Annotated in this window: 20 protein-coding genes; 15 read left to right on the forward strand and 5 right to left on the reverse strand. The window is 74.7% G+C overall.

Going from position 1 to position 17,439, the window contains the following annotated elements:
* The first annotated feature begins 15 nt into the window (after window positions 1–15).
* The 3 genes from HC251_RS05645 to HC251_RS05655 all read left to right on the forward strand — a co-directional run bounded on the left by HC251_RS05645 (window position 16) and on the right by HC251_RS05655 (window position 2,887).
* Window positions 16–1,443: an amidase gene (locus HC251_RS05645; protein WP_219944331.1), complete on the forward strand. Its 1,428-nt coding sequence runs from the start codon at window positions 16–18 to the stop codon at window positions 1,441–1,443.
* A gap of 71 nt (window positions 1,444–1,514) precedes the next feature.
* Window positions 1,515–2,045: a nuclear transport factor 2 family protein gene (locus HC251_RS05650; RefSeq protein ID WP_219944332.1), complete on the forward strand. Its 531-nt coding sequence runs from the start codon at window positions 1,515–1,517 to the stop codon at window positions 2,043–2,045.
* A gap of 269 nt (window positions 2,046–2,314) precedes the next feature.
* Window positions 2,315–2,887, forward strand: coding sequence for a hypothetical protein (locus HC251_RS05655; protein WP_219944333.1), 573 nt, complete (start codon window positions 2,315–2,317; stop codon window positions 2,885–2,887).
* Window positions 2,888–2,977: 90 nt separating this feature from the next.
* Here the strand turns inward: HC251_RS05655 and HC251_RS05660 are convergent, their stop codons facing one another.
* Entirely contained in the window at window positions 2,978–4,156 is a 1,179-nt protein-coding gene (locus HC251_RS05660; protein WP_219944334.1) for an HNH endonuclease signature motif containing protein, read from the reverse strand.
* A 321-nt stretch (window positions 4,157–4,477) separates the two neighbouring features.
* Window positions 4,478–5,458: a DMT family transporter gene (locus HC251_RS05665; RefSeq protein WP_219944335.1), complete on the reverse strand. Its 981-nt coding sequence runs from the start codon at window positions 5,456–5,458 to the stop codon at window positions 4,478–4,480.
* Between the two features lie 75 nt (window positions 5,459–5,533).
* Between HC251_RS05665 and HC251_RS05670 the strand changes: the two genes are divergently transcribed.
* The 3 genes from HC251_RS05670 (at window position 5,534) to HC251_RS05680 (ending at window position 7,749) form a co-directional block, all read left to right on the forward strand.
* On the forward strand, window positions 5,534–6,349 hold the full coding sequence (locus HC251_RS05670; protein ID WP_219944336.1) for a MerR family transcriptional regulator: 816 nt from the start codon (window positions 5,534–5,536) through the stop codon (window positions 6,347–6,349).
* An 18-nt stretch (window positions 6,350–6,367) separates the two neighbouring features.
* Window positions 6,368–6,727, forward strand: coding sequence for a VOC family protein (locus HC251_RS05675; RefSeq protein ID WP_219944337.1), 360 nt, complete (start codon window positions 6,368–6,370; stop codon window positions 6,725–6,727).
* Between the two features lie 233 nt (window positions 6,728–6,960).
* On the forward strand, window positions 6,961–7,749 hold the full coding sequence (locus HC251_RS05680; protein ID WP_219944338.1) for an alpha/beta hydrolase family protein: 789 nt from the start codon (window positions 6,961–6,963) through the stop codon (window positions 7,747–7,749).
* Between the two features lie 37 nt (window positions 7,750–7,786).
* Here the strand turns inward: HC251_RS05680 and HC251_RS05685 are convergent, their stop codons facing one another.
* A complete protein-coding gene (locus HC251_RS05685) occupies window positions 7,787–8,362 on the reverse strand; it encodes a hypothetical protein (RefSeq protein ID WP_219944339.1) in 576 nt (191 codons plus the stop codon).
* An 80-nt stretch (window positions 8,363–8,442) separates the two neighbouring features.
* Here HC251_RS05685 and HC251_RS05690 point away from each other — a divergent pair, with 80 nt between their 5' ends.
* A complete protein-coding gene (locus HC251_RS05690) occupies window positions 8,443–9,186 on the forward strand; it encodes an alpha/beta fold hydrolase (protein ID WP_219944340.1) in 744 nt (247 codons plus the stop codon).
* Here the strand turns inward: HC251_RS05690 and HC251_RS05695 are convergent.
* A complete protein-coding gene (locus HC251_RS05695; RefSeq protein WP_219944341.1) occupies window positions 9,183–10,019 on the reverse strand; it encodes an alpha/beta fold hydrolase in 837 nt (278 codons plus the stop codon). The genes HC251_RS05690 and HC251_RS05695 overlap by 4 nt on opposite strands.
* Before the next feature lie 120 nt (window positions 10,020–10,139).
* Between HC251_RS05695 and HC251_RS05700 the strand changes: the two genes are divergently transcribed.
* The 8 genes from HC251_RS05700 (at window position 10,140) to HC251_RS05735 (ending at window position 16,930) form a co-directional block, all read left to right on the forward strand.
* Window positions 10,140–10,298 (forward strand): hypothetical protein, encoded by a 159-nt coding sequence (locus tag HC251_RS05700; RefSeq protein WP_219944342.1) that lies wholly within the window; start codon window positions 10,140–10,142, stop codon window positions 10,296–10,298.
* A 66-nt stretch (window positions 10,299–10,364) separates the two neighbouring features.
* Complete coding sequence (gene thrH / locus HC251_RS05705) at window positions 10,365–10,979, forward strand: bifunctional phosphoserine phosphatase/homoserine phosphotransferase ThrH (protein WP_219944343.1); 615 nt, start codon at window positions 10,365–10,367, stop codon at window positions 10,977–10,979.
* Window positions 10,980–11,107: 128 nt separating this feature from the next.
* On the forward strand, window positions 11,108–11,773 hold the full coding sequence (locus HC251_RS05710) for a response regulator transcription factor (protein WP_219944344.1): 666 nt from the start codon (window positions 11,108–11,110) through the stop codon (window positions 11,771–11,773).
* A gap of 36 nt (window positions 11,774–11,809) precedes the next feature.
* On the forward strand, window positions 11,810–13,033 hold the full coding sequence (locus HC251_RS05715; protein WP_219944345.1) for a dienelactone hydrolase family protein: 1,224 nt from the start codon (window positions 11,810–11,812) through the stop codon (window positions 13,031–13,033).
* Window positions 13,034–13,354: 321 nt separating this feature from the next.
* Window positions 13,355–13,621: a hypothetical protein gene (locus HC251_RS05720; RefSeq protein WP_219944346.1), complete on the forward strand. Its 267-nt coding sequence runs from the start codon at window positions 13,355–13,357 to the stop codon at window positions 13,619–13,621.
* Window positions 13,614–14,732: a hypothetical protein gene (locus HC251_RS05725; protein ID WP_219944347.1), complete on the forward strand. Its 1,119-nt coding sequence runs from the start codon at window positions 13,614–13,616 to the stop codon at window positions 14,730–14,732. The genes HC251_RS05720 and HC251_RS05725 overlap by 8 nt, the downstream gene beginning before the upstream one ends.
* A gap of 39 nt (window positions 14,733–14,771) precedes the next feature.
* Window positions 14,772–15,581 carry a DNA-formamidopyrimidine glycosylase family protein gene (locus tag HC251_RS05730; protein ID WP_219944348.1) on the forward strand — a complete coding sequence of 270 codons (810 nt, stop codon included), beginning with the start codon at window positions 14,772–14,774 and terminating at the stop codon, window positions 15,579–15,581.
* Between the two features lie 41 nt (window positions 15,582–15,622).
* Complete coding sequence (locus HC251_RS05735) at window positions 15,623–16,930, forward strand: NAD(P)/FAD-dependent oxidoreductase (protein WP_219944349.1); 1,308 nt, start codon at window positions 15,623–15,625, stop codon at window positions 16,928–16,930.
* On the opposite strand, the gene HC251_RS05740 is transcribed toward HC251_RS05735, so the two are convergent.
* The gene (locus HC251_RS05740) at window positions 16,913–17,434 is read right to left on the reverse strand and encodes a hypothetical protein (protein ID WP_219944350.1); all 522 of its coding nucleotides are present in this window, start codon (window positions 17,432–17,434) and stop codon (window positions 16,913–16,915) included. The two genes, HC251_RS05735 and HC251_RS05740, sit on opposite strands and share 18 nt — an antisense overlap.
* Between the last annotated feature and the right edge of the window lie 5 nt (window positions 17,435–17,439).

The raw sequence follows: 17,439 nt of genomic DNA on the forward strand, positions 1-17,439 counted from the left end.
CGTAGGGTCCCGGCCATGGCCGACCTCACCGACCTCGACGCCACCGCCCAGGCCGACCTCGTCCGCTCCGGCGAGGTCTCACCCTCCGAGCTCGTCCGTGCCGCGGTCGAGCGGGCGGAGGCGACCAGCGACCTCAACGCCATCATCCACCCCCGCTACCAGGAGGCGATCGACGAGGCCGGGGGCGACCTGCCCGACGGCCCGTTCCGGGGCGTCCCGTTCGTGCTCAAGGACCTCGACGGCATGGCCGCCGGGCTGCCGCTCCACATGGGCACCAAGGCGCTGCGCGACGCCGGCTACGTCGCCCCGTCCGACGACACCCTCGCGGCGCGGTTCCGGGCCGCCGGCCTGGTGGTGATCGGCAAGACCAACACGCCCGAGCTGGGCCTGGTGCCGTCGACCGAGCCCGAGTCCTACGGCCCGACCCGCAACCCGTGGGACACCACCCGGACCCCCGGCGGGTCGAGCGGTGGGTCCGCCGCCGCGGTGGCCGCCGGGGTCGTGCCCATGGGCCACGCCGGCGACGGCGGCGGGTCGATCCGCATCCCCGCCGCCTTCTGCGGCCTGGTCGGGCTCAAGCCCGGGAGGGGGCGGGTGACGCTCGGCCCCGACGTCGGCGAGTCGTGGGCCGGGCTCGTCAGCCGCCTCGCCGTCACTCGCAGCGTGCGCGACACCGCCGCCCTGCTCGACGCCGTCGCCGGCCCCGACGTGGGCGACCCCTACTGGGCGCCACCCCCCGCCCGGCCGTTCCGCGACGAGGTCGGCGCCGACCCCGGCTCGCTGCGGATCGGGTGGACGAGCCAGTCGCCCGACGAGGCGACCACCACCGACCCCGAGGTGGCCGCGGCCACCGAGGCGGTGGCCCGCCAGCTCGCCGAGCTCGGGCACAAGGTCGAGGAGGCCTCGCCGCCCGCCCTCGCCGACCCCGCCGCCAGCGACCACTTCCTCACCTGCTTCGGGGTGTGGACCGCCCGGGACCTCGACCAGATCGGTGACCTCCTCGGCACGCCCGTCACCGAGGACGGGGTCGAGCCGGGGACGTGGGCGGTGGCCGAGATGGGCCGCTCGATCACCGGTGCGCAGTACCTGGCGGGCGTCGAGGGGCTCCACACCCACGCTCGCAGGATCGTCCGCTGGTGGGACGAGTGGGACCTGCTGCTCACCCCGACGGTGCCCGAGCTGCCGCCGACCCTCGGCCAGTTCGCGGCGACGCCCGACAACCCGCTCGTCGGCCTGATCCGCTCGGCGTCGATCGTGTCGCTGACGGCCCCGTTCAACATCACCGGCCAGCCCGCCATCTCGCTCCCGTTGGGCCGGTCCGCCGACGGGCTGCCGATCGGCCAGCAGCTGGTCGCGGCGCCGGCCCGGGAGGACGTCCTGCTCCGCGTGGCGGCGCAGCTCGAGGAGGCCCACCCGTGGGCCGAGCGGCGCCCACCCGTCTGACGTCAAGGTGTGACCGAGGGCATCGTGGGGGTACAAGGCGTCCGGTGATGTCGCGTTCTCGTCCACTTCTGATGCTTCTCGGTGCCATCTGCACCGCTGCCCTGGTCGGCTGTGGCGGGGGCGACGGCGGCGACGACGGCGGGGCGGACCCCACCACCACCGCCCCCACGACGACGCAGTCACAGGAGGCCGAGGACGAAGAAGCCCTCCGCCAGCTCGCCGAGGATTGGTTTGTGAGCGTCCGCTCTGTGTACATCGACCGAGCCAATCCCGACGACCTTGCGGCGTATGCGGCTGGTCCGTACTTGGAGGGGGTCCTCGACCAGATCGCCGAGTTCGAAGCGACGGGCAATGAGGCTCAACCTGGCGATCAGACTCGCCACGAGGTTCTGTCCGTCGAAGTAGATGACGCCTCAGCGTCACTCGTGGAATGCGTTATCGACAGCGACAGGGTGCTGTCACCAGACGGCGACGTAATCAACGATGAGGTGCAGGCAAATCTCTACGAGACGGAAGCTCGAAGGCTCGATGGCGGCTGGCGTCTGACGGGCCGGAGCACGCTTGAGGAAGTAGACGGGAGTGATCAGTGCCCCGCGCAATGAAGAGTCTGGTGCCGACCCTCGTTGCAGTCACTTGGGTTCTCTTCATCGGTGGTCCAGTAAGCGCAGACTTGGGCAGTTCAGATGCCCCACCGAGCGTTGATGCCGAGGTTGCAACGCCCGGCTCGCCGGGGGGGAGGCGGGAGGTGCCGCAGGTCCCTGGTCCAGGCGGAGGCGGGCCGACGGCGGAGGACACGGGCTCCGGGGGGTCGGGGGGCTCGGGCGCGCCGGCGGGGCCGCCGCAGCACCCGGGGCTGACCTACGCCGAGTGCGTGGCGGTGCTCGACTTCACCGAGGACCGCCAGGCGTGCCAGCTGCCGGAGCCGGGTCAGCCGGTGCCGGCGCCCGGGGCACCGACGGGGCCGGGAGCGCCGCCGGTGTACATCATCGACCCGGCGGTGCTGGCCCAGGAGGCGCGGGACTCGGTGAGCCTGGCGCTGCCGCGGCCGCACACGTCGCCGCCCGAGGACGGGTTCCAGCTGGTCGGGCTGCAGACCTGGTTCTGGATCGACCCGGGTCAGTGGCGGCCGGTGACGGCGCGGGCCGAGCTGCCCGGCATCTGGGCCGAGGTCACGGCCACGCCGGTCACCACGACCTGGACGCCGGGCGACGGCGGCGCCGCCGTCGTCTGCCCCGGTCCGGGGTCGGCCCACCCGGGCACCACCGGGGCCCGGACCGAGTGCGGGCACACCTACGTCGACCTCGGCGGGTTCACCATCACGGTGGACATGACCTACGAGGTGACGTGGCGGGCCTCGAACGGCGTCAGCGGGACCCAGGCGCCCATCGTCGTCAGCGCCGACCTGCCCATCGAGGTGCAGCAGCGCCAGGCCGTCATCGACTAGCCCCGCCGCCACGGAAGGTGCCTGGCACCTTCCGTGTTCGGGCGCGGTGGTGAGCCCGCCGGGGGCGGGCTCACCTGGTGGTGTCGTGTGTCAGGCGGCGAGGGCCCGTCGGTCGACGGGCTGGGATCGTCGCTTCCGTCCGTCGGGGGTGGTGATGATGACGGTGGCGTCGGGTCGGAGCTCGATGGTCCAGCCGGGGCGGTGGACGACGCCGTGGTGGTACCGGCACAACAGCACCAGGTTCCGCAGGTTCGTCGGTCCTCGGTGGGCGATCCACTCGGCGACGTGGTGGCCGTCGGTGCGATGGGCGGGCCGGTCACAGCCGGGGAACCGGCACCCCTTGTCCCGGATGCACAACGCCTGGAACAACGGCGCCGGGATCGTCCGCGTGGAGCGCCCGTAGTCCAAGACGGTGCCATCCGCCTTGGTGATGACCCGGTGGATGTTCGCATCACAGGCCAGCCGTCGGGCGGCCTGGGCGGTGATGGGGGTCCCGTCGTCGAAGCACCCCTGCCCGCGGCCTGAGGTGAGCTCCTCGAGGCCGATGGTGATGTTCAGATGCGGGCGGTGCCGTCCGCCCTTGTGGTCCTGTTGGTGGTCGAGGAAGTTGGTGAAGATCTCGGCCAGGGCGTCGTGGCGCCGTTGGGCCGGGGTCCGCTCGTCGTCCTCGCCGCCACGGCCCATGGCCAACCGGAGGGCGGCCTGGGCGGCGTGGAAGGCCTCGGGCTCGAGGTTCGCGTCCAACCGCCCACCCGACAGGGTGGGTGAGAGGTGGGCGGAGCGGTCGGGGTCGGGCTCGCCTTCGTGGCCGTCGTCGAGGGTCTCCTTGGCGTGGGCGGCCCAGGACTTCATGGCCACCACCGCCTCGGTCACGTCGAGGCCGGCGAGCATGGGGACGAGGTCGTCCTCGCGGGCTTGGAACAGCGGGGCGGTGCGGTCGTTGAGGTTGGCCACCACCGCGGCGACGTGCCCACCGGACACCTCACCCGACAACCAGGCGGCGCGCAGCACCGGGAGGTGGCGGAGGCGGCGGGCGGTGGTGGCCATCCGTTGGGCGTCGCTGTTGGTCATCCGCCCTCGGACCCGCAACCAGGCGGTCATCGAGGCGCAGCCCTCGGCGGTGTCCCACTCGTTGGTGTCATCGAAGGCGCAGAGGGCCTCGATGAGCTTGGCCTCGAACCGGTCCCTCCAGAACAGCGCCGTCTCGAGGGCGTCGCCGTCGACCGGGATGTCCAGGTCGTCGATGGTGGTGGCGAGCGCCTCGAACATGACACCCATGATACCCGACAGACGGGAATCGAACCCCGGAAACCCAGGAAATCATGGAGTTTCTCGGCTCCTGTGTGCCGCTGTGAGCCTCGCAGATCGGTTGTGGTCACCAGTGCCCGAAACGGCAGGTCGGGCCGCAGGACGCCGCACAGCGCCGGCCCCCGAGCCGACGCCACACCACCGCCTCGCACCGCCGCCGTACCCAGCCATCGGTACGACCGACCCACGGCAGCCGCGACCGGATGGCCCGCGGGACGCCCGGGACGACGTCGATGCGGCGAGGCCACGGATGGTGCCTGGCACCTTCCGTGCCGCGGCCGCTCAGGTGACGGGCACGGGGTCGGTCGCCCGCGCTCGACGGGCCGACTGGGCCAGCACGATGCCGGCCACCACGGCGGCGCCACCGGCGAGCTGGACGAGGCCGAGGGTCTCGTCGAACCACGCCCAGCCGAGGGCGGTCACGCCGACGGGCTCGACCATGGAGACGACCACGACGACCGTGGGCGGGAGGTGGCGCATGGCGAACAGGGTGAGGGCGAACGGCGCCACGCTGCCCAGCACCACGACCCAGAGGAGGAGGGTCCACCCGGGCACCGACACGCCCTCCAGCGACCCGCCGAGGCTGGCCGCCTCGGTGGCCACGTCGGCGTCGAGCCGGGTGACCGGCCACACCACGTTGAGGAAGACGGCCGCGACGAGGAACGCCCACAGGATGACGTGGAGCGGGTCCCGGTCCGAGATGCCGTGATCCCCGACGAGGTAGTACACGGCGAAGCAGGTGGCGGCGCCGAACCCGGCGACCACCCCGAGGCCGTCGAAGGCGAGGCCGCTCCACACCCGGGCGACGACGGCCAGCCCGACGAGCGACAACCCCAGCGCCGGCCAGAGCCGGGCGCTGACGGGCTCCCGGCTCACGAAGCGGGCCCAGAGCGCCACCAGCACCGGCGCCGTGTACTCGAGGAGCAGGGCGATCCCGATGGGGAGGCGGTCGATGGCGACGAAGTAGGTCCACTGCAGCAGGGCGACGCCGACGACGCCCATGACCACCAGCCAGCCGATCATGCGACCGCGGGGCGGGTGCAGGGCGCTGCGGTCCCACAGCAGGGCCCACAGGGCGAAGATCGGGACCGACCCGGTGGCCCGGATCGTGGTCAGGGTCTGCGGGTCGACGCCGGCCCGGATGGTCGCTCGGGACACCCCGGCGTTCACGATGAACAGGGCGGCGGCGCTGAGCACGAGGACGTAGCCGACCGCCGGGCGGCCGGGCGGGCGCCCCGTCGTCGACCTCGCTCCCGCGCTCACCTCCGGAACCTAGCGACGCCCGTCCTCGGCCGACCCCCTTGACCCTCCCGCGGCAGGAGGGTGCAGGCTGGGGGTGTGCCCCCGACGGTCACCATCGGCGACTTCTCCCGGCTGACGCTGCTCAGCGTGAAGGCGCTCCGCCACTACCACGAGGTCGGCCTGCTGGCGCCGGCCGAGATCGACCCGTCGTCGGGCTACCGCCGCTACGACGTCGACCAGGTCGAGACGGCGCAGCTGATCCGACGCCTGCGGGACCTCGACATGCCGGTGCCCGACGTCCGGTCGGTCGTCCTCGCGCCCGACCCCGAGACCCGCGCCGAGCTGCTGCGCCAGCACCTCGACCGGATGGAGGCCAGCCTGACCCGGACCCGGGCGGTGGTCGCGTCGCTGCGCCTCGCCCTCGACCCGCTCCCCGACGTGGTCGTCGAGCACCGCCACCTCCCGGCCCAGCCCGTCCTGGCCACCCGCTTCACCGCCGGCGAGGACACCATCGCCGACGCGTTCGGCCGCGCCTTCCCGGCGCTGCACGCCACCCTCGAGGCGGGCGGCGCCCTCCCCGTCGGCCCGGGCGGGGCGGTCTGGTCCCACGAGTGGTTCGAGGACGACGAGGGCGAGGTCGTCGCCTTCGTGCCCATCGTTGCGACCGACGCCGTCACCCCGGCGACCGACCAGGAGGTCCTCGTCCTCGACGCCCTCGACGTGGCCGTCGGCATCCACGCCGGTGCCTTCACCGACTTCGACCGGACCTACGGCGCCCTCGGGCGCCACGTGGCCGAGCACTGCGGCTCGTCCGGCCGCCCGATCCGCGAGCTCTACGTCATCGGGCCCGAGCGCACCGACGACCCCGAGCAGTACCGCACCGAGATCTGCTGGCCCATCGGGCCGGCCTGACGATCCAGGAGGATCACCGTGTCCGTCACCTTCGCCCACATCGTGTTCGACGCGTCCGACGTCGAGGCCCTCGCCCGGTTCTGGTCCGGCGTGCTCGAGCGCCCGGTCGACGAGGGCGCCAACGGCTTCTTCGCCACCATCGGGATGGCCGACCGGGGCACGAGCCCGACCCCGACGCTGATGTTCCTCATGGTCCCCGACCCCACCCCGGGCAAGAACCGCGTCCACATCGACCTCAGCACCGACGACCTCCCGGCCGAGGTGGACCGGCTGGTCGCCCTGGGCGCGACGCACCACTCCGACCACGACGAGTACGGCACCACCTGGTGCACGCTCGCCGACCCCGAGGGCAACCTCTTCGACGTCGCCGCCGCCTGAGCGCACTCGGCGCAGTGTTCCTCCACCTGGAGGACCGGATCCCGGTCATGGCGATCGCAGGCATGCCCGTGCTCGAGGGCTCATCTCCCACCGAGGAAGAGGTGCTCGCCCTGCTCGCGTCCGAGCTCCCGCTGACTCCCCACCTCGCGAAACCCCATTGATCCGAGCGGGGACGCCGATCGACCATCCTGTCGACGCTGTTCCGTCCAGCCGCCCGATCAGAGGTGAACCCGGTGCCCCCACAGATCGACCACCACCTCATGTCCTCGTCGCACGCACCGACCGACGTCGAGGTACGGATCCTTGCGTCGACGCCGACCGAGGGCCTGCCCCTCATCCTCTTGCTGCACGGCGCCATGTCGTCGGCTCGGTCGGTCGACCTCCATGCGCCGATCGTGCGAGAGCTGTGGACCTCCGGCGCCCTGCCCCCCTGCGTCGTGGCCTGTGCGAGCACGCCGACCGAGGGCGGCTTCTACCTGGACTGGCCGGATGGCCCATCCTGGGCGGCGGTCGTGGCGGAGGACCTGCCGAGGTTCGTGTCCGAGCAGTACGACGTCGACCTCTCCCGCACTGCGCTCATGGGTGCGTCCATGGGTGGTTTCGGAGCGCTGACGATGGTGCTCGGACAGCCGGCCCGGTTCGTCGCTGGAGCGGCGCTGGCGCCGGCGGTGTTCCCCGGGACCACCCGTGACGACGTGCCGGCGCAGAACCGCGAGGGGGTGCTCGGCGAGCTGTTCGAGGTGCTCGAGGTCGCCCCCCACCAGCGAGTCGACGCTCGCCTCTCGGAGAACCTCGAGGCGGTCCACCGGCACGCTCCCGCCATCTTCCTCGGTGTCGGCGAGCAGGACGAGTTCAGGCTGCGCGACGGCGCCGAGCACCTGCACGCGCAGCTCCTGGCCGCAGAGGTGTCACACCAGTATCTCGTGATCGCCGGTGGCGGTCACATGGACGCGGGGATGGAGGAGCTCCAACGCGCCGCCCTCCAGTTCCTCGGTCGCGCTCTGGTCGGCCGATCCGGCTGAGAGGCGACGACATCGGCCGTCCGGCCGGGGGCGACCGTCAGTCGCAGGTGCCGCAGACGCCCGAGGTGAGCAGCTGCATCTGGCAGGTGGGGCACGCCGGGCGGGCGGGGATGACCTTGCTGGCCCGCAGGGCGGCACGCTGGCGGCGCTCGTGCTCGACGGGGGTGAGCTTGGGGCGGCCGCCGTCGGCGGGGAGCTCGGCGCCGTGGGCCCGGTAGCACTCGAGGCGCTCCTCGGCGGCGTGCATCTCGGGATCCTCGGGCTTGTCGCCCCGCACCGTGCCGACGGTGGTCGCGTAGCCGGGACCGACGTTGCCGTCGGCCCGGATCGCGAGCGAGGCGAGGAGGGGCTCGCCGCGGTCCTCGCAGCCCTGGCTCACGATCTGCAGCACCGGGGCGATCCAGTGGCGGACCTGCTGGGAGGTGGTGATGCCGGCCCGCTCCTGCACGGCCTCGGCCAGCTCGGTGTAGGAGATGGTGCCGCCGTAGGTCCCGGCCACGCCCTCGAGGATCGGGCGGGCGGCCTCGGCCCACTCCTGTCGCGCCACTGTCGCATCGACGGGCTCACCGTCCGATGCACGCACGACGGTGGACGGGGCGGAGGACACGGGCACCCATCCAGCCAAGCGGCCGGGCCGCCCCTTGTCGAATCCCCCGGCCCGGTCGGGCGCCGCCGGTCGCGTAGGTTGCCGCCGTGGGCGAGGCGACGACCGTGCTGGTGCACGGCGGGGGAGCGACGGGGCGGGCGTGGGATCGCCTGGTGCCGCACCTGCCGGGGCCGGTCTGCGCGGTCGATCTGCCCGGTCGGGGCGAGAGCCCCGCCGACCTGGCGACGATCGCCGTCGAGGACGAGGTCGCCGCCGTGGTCGCGGCCATCGAGGGGCAGGCCGGCGACGACGTGGTGCTGGTGGCCCACTCGTCGGGCGGGCTCGTCGTGCCGGGGGTCGTGGCCGCCTCCCCCGGCCGGGTGCGGGCCGTCGTGCTGGTCGCGGCGCTGGTGCCGCCCGAGGGCGGGTGCGGGCTCGACTGCATGAAGCCGGTGCACCGCGAGGGCCTCGTCGCCAGCGTCGAGCAGGCGGCGGCGACGGGCGGGCCGGCGATCACCCTGCCCGGTCCCCCCGCCGACCCCGAGCCGTTCCGCACCGCCTACGGGGGTGACGCCCTCACCGACGACGAGCTGGCCTTCGTCGTCGACCCCCTCCGCTGCGTGCCCGACACCGTGCACCACTACTTCCAGCCGGTGCACTGGTCGCAGGCCGCCGACGTCGCGGTGACCTACGTGCACACCGAGCGGGACCGGCCGGTCGCCCCGGCGAGGCAGCGGGAGATGATCGCCCTCCTGCCCGGCCCGGCGTCGGTGGTCACCATGCCGACGGGTCACCTCCCGATGGTCACCGACCCCGAGCGGCTGGCGGCGGCGATCGTCGCCGCGGGCTAGGGCGCGGCGAAGAAGTCGAGCAGCAGGGCGCTGACCGCGTCGGGCGCGTCGAGGGGGATCCAGTGGCCGGCTCCCTCGATGCGCTCGTAGCGGAAGCCGGCGGCGCAGAACGCGGCCGAGCCGGTCATCTGCTCCTCGAGGAGGGCCATGTCGCCGGTCGACCAGATGCCCATGGCCGGCACCGGGACCGGCGGGAGGTCGATCGGCGGGCCGACGAGGGATTCCGCCGGCATGTTGGCCCGGTACCAGGCGAGGGCGGACGTGAGCCCGCCGGTGGCCTCGAGCTCGGCGGTGACGGCGTCGGCGTCGGGGTGGTTCGACCACTCCCGGAAGCGGGCCCAGCCGTCGTCGGACAGCCACCGCTCGGCGACGTCCTCGAACTGGAACAGGAGCATGTACCAGGACTTCTCCCGCTGGGCCAGGTCGGCCCGGCTGAACGACGACGGGTGGCCCACGCTGAGGGCGACGACGCGGTCGACCCGGTCGGGGGCCATGGTCGCCACCGCCCAGGCCAGGGCGGCGCCCCAGTCGTGGCCGACGACGCAGGCCGTCGCCACGCCGGCGTCGTCGAGCACGGCGACCACGTCGGTGGCGATGACGAGCAGGTTGTAGGCGTCGACCGCCTCGGGTCGGCCCGATCGGCCGAAGCCCCGGAGGTCGGGGGTCAGGACCCGGTGCCCGGCGGCGGTGAGGGAGGCCACCTGGTGGCGCCACAGCCGGGCCGAGTCGGGGAACCCGTGCAGCAGGATCACCGGCGGACCGTCGGCCGGGCCGTGGTCGTCGTAGACGATCTCCACGCCTCCGTGGTCGACGCGGTGCTCGGTGCTGGTCATGGCCCCGATCATGGCCGAGCGGGGAGGCGGCCGGACCCGGCGGTGCACCCACTCGCCCGGTTGGCCGGATCCGGCGGGGGCAGGGGCGTGGCGTCCGTCACCCGATCCGTGAGGTCCGCCATGCCCGCCACCCGTCTCCGCCGTGCCGCCGCCCTGATGGCCGTGGCCGCCCTGCCCCTCGCCGGGCTCGCCGCCTGCGGCGAGGACGAGGGTGATGACGACGACCAGGAGGAGGAGGACGGGGGCTTCGGTGGCGGGGAGTCCGAGGACGACGACTGACGTTCGGCGGGGGAGGCCGGCGGGCCGGGTTCGGACCGCCGCCCTCGGCCCGGCCAGCATGGGCCGATGGCAGGGGAGCAGCAGTCGATCGTCACCCTCGACCTCGAGGGCGTGCTCGTCCCCGAGATCTGGATCGCCGTGGCCGAGCGGACCGGCATCGACGGGCTCCGGCGCACCACCCGCGACGAGCCCGACTACGACGTCTTGATGCGGTACCGGCTCGACCTGCTGGCCGAGCACGGGCTGACCATGTCGCTGATCGCCGAGGTCATCGCCGGGCTGGCGCCCCTCCCCGGGGCCGCCGACTTCCTCGCCGAGCTGCGGCGGCGCACCCAGGTGGTGATCCTCAGCGACACCTTCGAGCAGTTCGCCGCCCCGCTCATGGCCCAGCTGGGGTGGCCGACGATCCTGTGCCACCGCCTGGACATCGCCGACGACCGCGTCGTCGGCTACCGGCTGCGCATGCCCGACCCCAAGCAGGCTGCCGTCCACGCCCTGCAGGGCCTGCGCTACCGCGTCATCGCCGCCGGCGACAGCTACAACGACACGACCATGTTGCTCGCCGCCGACGTGGGCTTCTTGTTCCACGCCCCGGCCAACGTCGTGGCCGAGTTCCCCCAGCTGCCGGCCCTCGACGACTACGACACCCTCCTCGCCCGGATCACCGCGGCCCTGACCTGAGCCGCACCGCACCGCGCCGCACCGCGCCGCGTTGCGGCCGCGGGCCGTGGTCGCACGGTCGCTCATCCGGACGGGCGAGGGGATCGGTTGATCGGGCGCCAGGCGGAGAGTGACGAGATGTGGTCACCGTGAGCGTCATCGACGACTACGACGTCATCGTCCAGGGCGTCGCCTCCATCCTGTCCGCCCACCCGGACCTGGTGCAGGTGGTCGACGCGTCGTCCGAGGGCGGGCCCCACCAGCGGGTCGACGTCGCCCTGCTCGACTGCTTCGCCCTCCCCGACCACGGGGCCGAGATGATCAAGCTGGCCGCCGTCCACCCCAACGTGGGCAGGGTCGCCGTCTACACCTGGGCCACCGATCCCGAGCTCGTCGACGCCGCCCTCGGCTTCGGCGCCTCCGGGTACCTGAGCAAGGGGCTCACCGGGCGCCAGCTGGCCGAGGCCCTCGTCGCCGTGCACGAGGGCGAGAAGGTCGTGCTCACCGGTGACCACGGCCCGCGGAGCCACCGTGCTCGCGCCGTCGGCGGGGCGACCCGGCAGTGGCCGGGCCAGGAGGTCGGCCTGACCGAGCGCGAGAGCGAGGTCCTCGCCCTCATCACCCAGGGCAAGCGGACCGCCGACATCGCCGCCGCCCTCTACCTGAGCGTGAACTCGATCAAGACCCACACCCGCAACGTGTTCCGGAAGATCGGCGTGTCGACCCGGACCGAGGCCGCCCTCTGGGGCGTCGACCACGGCTTCCGCCCCGACCGGAGCAGCGCCGGCGCCTGGTCCGCCGACACCGACGGCTGACCCGGGCCGCGCCCGGCGGGCCGGTACGGTCCCCCCGTGCTCGCCCACCGCCCCGACCGTCGTCGCCTCGCCCTGCTCGTCGCCGCAGCCCTGCTCCTCGTGGGCGCCGGGTGCTCGTCCGACGACGGCGACGACGGGGAGCAGGGCCAGGGTGACGAGGGTCCGGTCACCAGCGCCGCGGCGCCGGCCGACGAGGGCGAGGCCGAGCCCACCGTCGCCGAGCTGGGCGAGCGGGGGCCCCACGGGGTGGGGTCGCTCACCATGGACCTGGACGGGCGTCGCGTCGTCGTCTGGTACCCGGCTGCCGACCCCGAGGCCGGTGTCGAGGAGCCGACCGACACCTTCGACATCACCTCGCTGCTCTCCCCCGACCTCCAGGCCCAGGTCCCGGCCGAGGCGCGGGTCCAGTACCCGGTGCCGGCGGCGACCGGCGCCGAGCCCGCGGTCGACGACGGCCCGTTCCCGCTGGTCCTGTTCAGCCACGGCTTCGCCGGCTTCCCCGAGCAGTCGGTCGACCTGACGACCCACCTGGCCTCGTGGGGCTACGTCGTCGCCGCCCCCGACCACGTCGAGCGCTCGCTCGGCGGGCTGCTCGGCACCGCCGCCCAGGGGGTCCCGGAGGCGACCGATCCCGAGGTCCTCGGGGCCACCCTCGACCTGGTCACCGCGACCGAGGCCGACACCGGGTCGCCGCTCGCCGGGCTCGTCGACCTCGACCGGGTCGCCGTCACCGGTCACTCGGCCGGTGCCGGCGCCACCTACCGCACGGCCGCGAGCGACGACCGCATCGACGCCTTCGTCGCCTACTCCCTCGGGTCCGGCAGCGAGGAGAACCCGCTGGGTGAGCCGCCGACCGTGCCCGGGATGGTCATGGCCGGGCTCGACGACGAGACGATCCCGGCCTCCGCCACCACCGAGGCCTACGAGACCCTGTCCGCCCCCCGCTACCTGGTCGAGGTGGCCGCCTCGGGGCACCTCGTCTTCAGCGACCTCTGCCTCATCGGCGCCGAGCAGGGAGGGCTGGTGGGGATCGTCGAGCAGATCGGCCTGGCCATCCCCGAGAACCTGCTGCGCCTGGCCGAGGACGGCTGTGGCGACGACCTCCTGCCGGTGGAGGAGGCCTTCCCCGCCATCGACGGCCTGACCGTGGCCTTCCTGCGCACCCACCTCGACGAGGAGGAGGGCTTCGCCGCCGCCCTCGAGGACGGCGCCGTCGACGCCGGCACCGACGCCGAGGTCGTCCTCACCGCCGACCCCTAGATCCCCCCGTCCCGGCCCCCCGGGCGCCGGCTGCCCGTGCCCGTCCTGTCGGGGTCCCTCAGCGGTGCTGTCGGGGCCCCTCAGCGTGGGTCACGGTCGGCGGCGCCCCGGCGGGGGCGGGAAGATCCTGCGGCCGGATGACCGGCCGCAGGGTGCTGTCTATCGGACGGGGAGGGGGGCGTGCCGGGGATTTCGCCGGGGCCCCGACCCCGATGCCGGCCACCGTGCGACCGCCGCCGGGTTTGGCCGGGGCCCGGAACGGGCACGGCGGGCCCAACTTCCCCCTTCAAGCCTGTTCGTCCCTTGAAGGGAGGCTCCCCGATGAGCCGATCACCCGCCCACCTGCGGACGGCGGCCGAGGCGGTCCGCGCCCTGGCCGACGCCCTCGCCGCCGACTTCGCCGGGCTCGACGCCCACTCCGGCCCCGCCACCTGGGAGGGCCCGGCGGCCACCGCCCACCGCGGCCGGGCCGCGGTCGTCGCCTTCGACGCCCGGGTCGCGGCCGTCGGCCTCCGGGCCCTGGCCGACCGGCTCGACGAGCGCGCCGCCGCCGTCGCCCGGGTCGAGGCGGAGGTGGCTCATGGCTGACCCGGGAGTCATCGCCCTCGACCCGGCCCGGTTGCACGGCCTGGAGGCCTACCTGCAGGGCCTGGCCGACGGGTGCCGCCGCCGGGCCGGGCGCGTCGCCGACGAGGTGGCCGGCGCCGGTGTCGCCGCCGACGCCTCGATCGGCGAGCTGCGGCGCCTCGCCGCGGTCTGCGACCACGAGCGCGCCGTCGTGGCCTGGTCGCGGGCCCTCGTCGAGGCGCTGCCGGAGGACCTGCCCCTTCCGGCCCTGTCCCTCGGGGCCGAGGCCGACCTGCGGGCGGCGGCCGAGGCCCTCGCCGATCGCATCGTCGCCGCCATGGACGAGGCGCCTCCCGACTGGGAGCGGCTGCGCGCCCTCCTCGCCCAGCTCGACCGCCGGTCCCGATCGGCCCCGTTCCTCGCCGCCGTCCTCACCGGCCTCGGTGGCCGGCGCACCCGCACCCTCCCGATCCTGCTCGACCGGGCTGCGGCCGGCGCAGGCGTCGCCCCGACCGACCTGGCCGCGGCCCAGGACGGGCTCACCGCCGCCGTGCACGCGGCGTCCACGGTCGAGGGCGACGGCGAGCTCTCGGACGGGTGGCTGCGCGGCTACACCGCGGTCCCCGCGGGGATGGTGCCCGACGGGGCGCCCGGCGCCGCCGTGGAGGTCGCCGCCGCCGACGCCGCCGAGCGGGTCGAGGAGGCGCTGCGCGTCGCCGGCTGGGGCGCCGGGGTCGCCCACCGCATCGCCGCCGCGGTCGGGCGGGGCGGGGCCGCCGTCGTGCTCAGCCGCACCGGGGCCCTCGTCGGCCTGGTGCGGGCGCCGTTCGCCCTCGACGACGGCGACGGCCTCGAGTGCGACGTCCCCCAGGCCGCCGCCGGCGCCGCCGGGTCGGTGGCCACGCTCGTCGGTGCCGGGATGGGCCCGGGCGGCCTGCCGGTCATCGCCGCCGGGGTCGCCCTCACCGGCCTGGCGGCCGTCTTCTCGGCCTGCGAGGGCCAGGAGGAGCGTCGGAACGAGACGACCCGGCGGGTCGACCCGACGACCGGCCGGGAGCACGTGCCGAGCGGCCACGCCACCAACCCCCACGTCGACGCCGCCGGCGTCCCCCTGCCGCCGGCGTACGGATGAGCCCGCCGTCGCCCCGCCGGCGACCCGTAGCCTGCGGGGGTGCCCGAGGGCGACACCATCTGGCGGGCCGCGACCCGGCTGCGCCCGGTCCTCGCCGGGGCCGAGCTGCTGCGCTTCGACGCCCCCCGCCTGGCCGGCGACCGGCCCCGCCCGGGGACGACCATCGAGGACGTCGAGGCGGTCGGCAAGCACCTGCTCGTCCACTTCGCCGGGGGCCTGTCGCTCGACACCCACATGCGGATGACCGGCTCGTGGCACCTCTACCGGACCGGCGAGCGGTGGCGGAAGGGCCGCCACCTCCTGCGGTGCCGGCTGGTGGTCCCCGGGTGGGAGGCGGTGTGCTTCAGCGCCCCCGTCGTGCGGACCTACCACCGGGCCGGGCTCGACGCCCTGGGCCGGGCCGACGACCCCGTGGCCCACCTGGGCCCCGACCTGTGCGCCGCCGACGTCGACCTCGACGAGGCCGTGGCCCGGATGGGCACCGTGCCGGAGCCGGGGACGACGGTGGCCGAGGTCCTCCTCGACCAGCGCGTCGCCGCCGGCATCGGCAACGTCTACAAGAGCGAGGCGCTGTTCGCCTGCGGGCTCGACCCCTTCACGCCGATCGAGGCGGTCGACATCGCCCTCCGGCGCCGGCTCCTCGACGTCGCGGCCCGCATGCTGCGCCGGAACCTGACCACGGCGCGCCGCACCACGGTGGCCGGGCCGCCGGGGAGCGTCGCCGTCTACGGGCGCCAGCGCCAGCCGTGCCGGCGCTGCGGGACCCCGGTGCGGATGGCCCACCACGGGGCCCAGGCCCGCTCGACCTACTGGTGCCCGCGGTGCCAGCCGGCCGCGAGGCGAGCGTGACCGGCGGGAAGGTCACGGGCCGCGCCGCGGTTGCACCACTTGTGAACGGACGCACAAACGTGGTGGTCGTCGGGGCCGGGTTCGGCGGGTTGGCCGTGGCCCGGGGCCTGGCCGACGCCCCCGTCGAGGTCACCCTCGTCGACCGCAACAACTTCCACACCTTCCAGCCGCTGCTGTACCAGGTGGCCACGTCGGGGCTGAACCCGGCCGACGTCGCCTACCCGGTCCGGGGCATCTTCCAGCGCCAGCGCAACGTGCGGTTCCGCCGGGCCACCGTCACCGGCGTCGACTGGGAGGCCGGTGAGGTCACCGTCGACTCCGGCGACCCCCTGGCCTTCGACCACCTGGTGGTGGCGGCGGGGGCGGAGGTCAACGACTTCGGCATCCCGGGCGTGGCCCAGCACGGGTTCCCGCTCTACGTCCTGCCCGACGCGGTCCACCTCCGGAACCACATCCTCGGTCGCTTCGAGGCGGCCGACGCCGACCCGGCCGCGGTCGACGACGGGGCCCTGACCTTCGTGGTGGTGGGCGGCGGGCCGACCGGCGTCGAGGTCGCCGGCGCCCTCGTCGAGCTGATCGACAAGGTCCTGCACCGCGACTTCCGCGGCAGCCGGTTCGACGTCCGCCGGGCCCACGTGGTGCTGGTCGAGATGCTCGACGACCTGCTCCCGCCGTTCCGGCCCGGCTCCCGTCGCTACGCCCGCTCGACCCTGGCGGCGCGGGGCGTCGAGGTGCGGACGGGGACCTCCGTGGCCGAGGTGACCGCCACCCGGGTGCGGCTCGGCGACGGCACCGAGATCCCGGCCCACACGCTCGTCTGGGCGGCCGGCGTGAAGGCCGGCGCCCTCGCCACCGCCCTCGACGTCCCGACCGGCCGCGGCGGGCGGATCACCGTCGCCCCCGACCTGCGCATCGCCGGCCACCCCGAGGCCTTCGCCATCGGCGACATCGCCGCCATCACCGCCGGCGACGGCTCGCTGCTCCCGGGGGTGGCCCAGGTCGCCATGCAGTCGGGGCACCACGTCGCCACCCTCATCCAGCGCGGCGTGGTGGGGGAGGGCGACGCCCACGCCCCGTTCCGCTACCGCGACAAGGGGTCCATGGCGACCATCGGGCGCCGCTCGGCCGTGACCGAGCTGGGCGGGGGCATCCGCCTGACCGGCACCCCGGCCTGGGTGGCCTGGCTCGGGCTCCACCTCGTGTACCTGATGGGCTTCCGCAACCGGGTCTCGGTGTTCGTCAACTGGGCGTGGAACTACCTGACCTGGGACCGCGGCGCCCGCCTCATCCTCGGCTCCGGCGAGGGCGAGCGGGGCACCACCTCCACGGGATCAGACCCAGAGGCCTGAGGCGCGGGCGGCGGGCGCCATCAGCTCGGGCTCCCCGGCCCGGGCCCGGGTGGCGGACACCTCGGCGTGCGCGGGGTCGACGTCGAGCACCACGACCTCGACGGCGGGCAGGCCGGCGAGCACCGGCACCGACGTGCCCGCCCGCTCGGCCAGGAGCACGGTGGGCAGGCGGGCCACGGCGGCGTCGCGGGCGGCGACCGAGCCGTACCAGGCCGGGTCGACGACCTGGGCCCACTTGTCCGCCCCCATCACCACGGCGTCGGCGCCGGCCTCGGCGACGATGTCGACCACGAGCCGCGCCGTCGTCGCCACCGCGGCCAGCCCCTCGGCCCGGAGCACGCCCAGGCGGTCGGCCACCGACGTGCGGCGGGCGACGTCCTCCTTGCCCAGCGCCACCTCCGACAGCACCAGCCGGACCTCGTCGACGTGGGCCGCCGCTGCGGCCACGATCCCGAGGTGGGCCACCGTCGGCGGGTCGAACGACCCCGGGTACACGGCCAGCACCGGGT

The sequence above is a fragment of the Iamia sp. SCSIO 61187 genome, assembly GCF_019443745.1.
Lineage (GTDB): Bacteria > Actinomycetota > Acidimicrobiia > Acidimicrobiales > Iamiaceae > Iamia.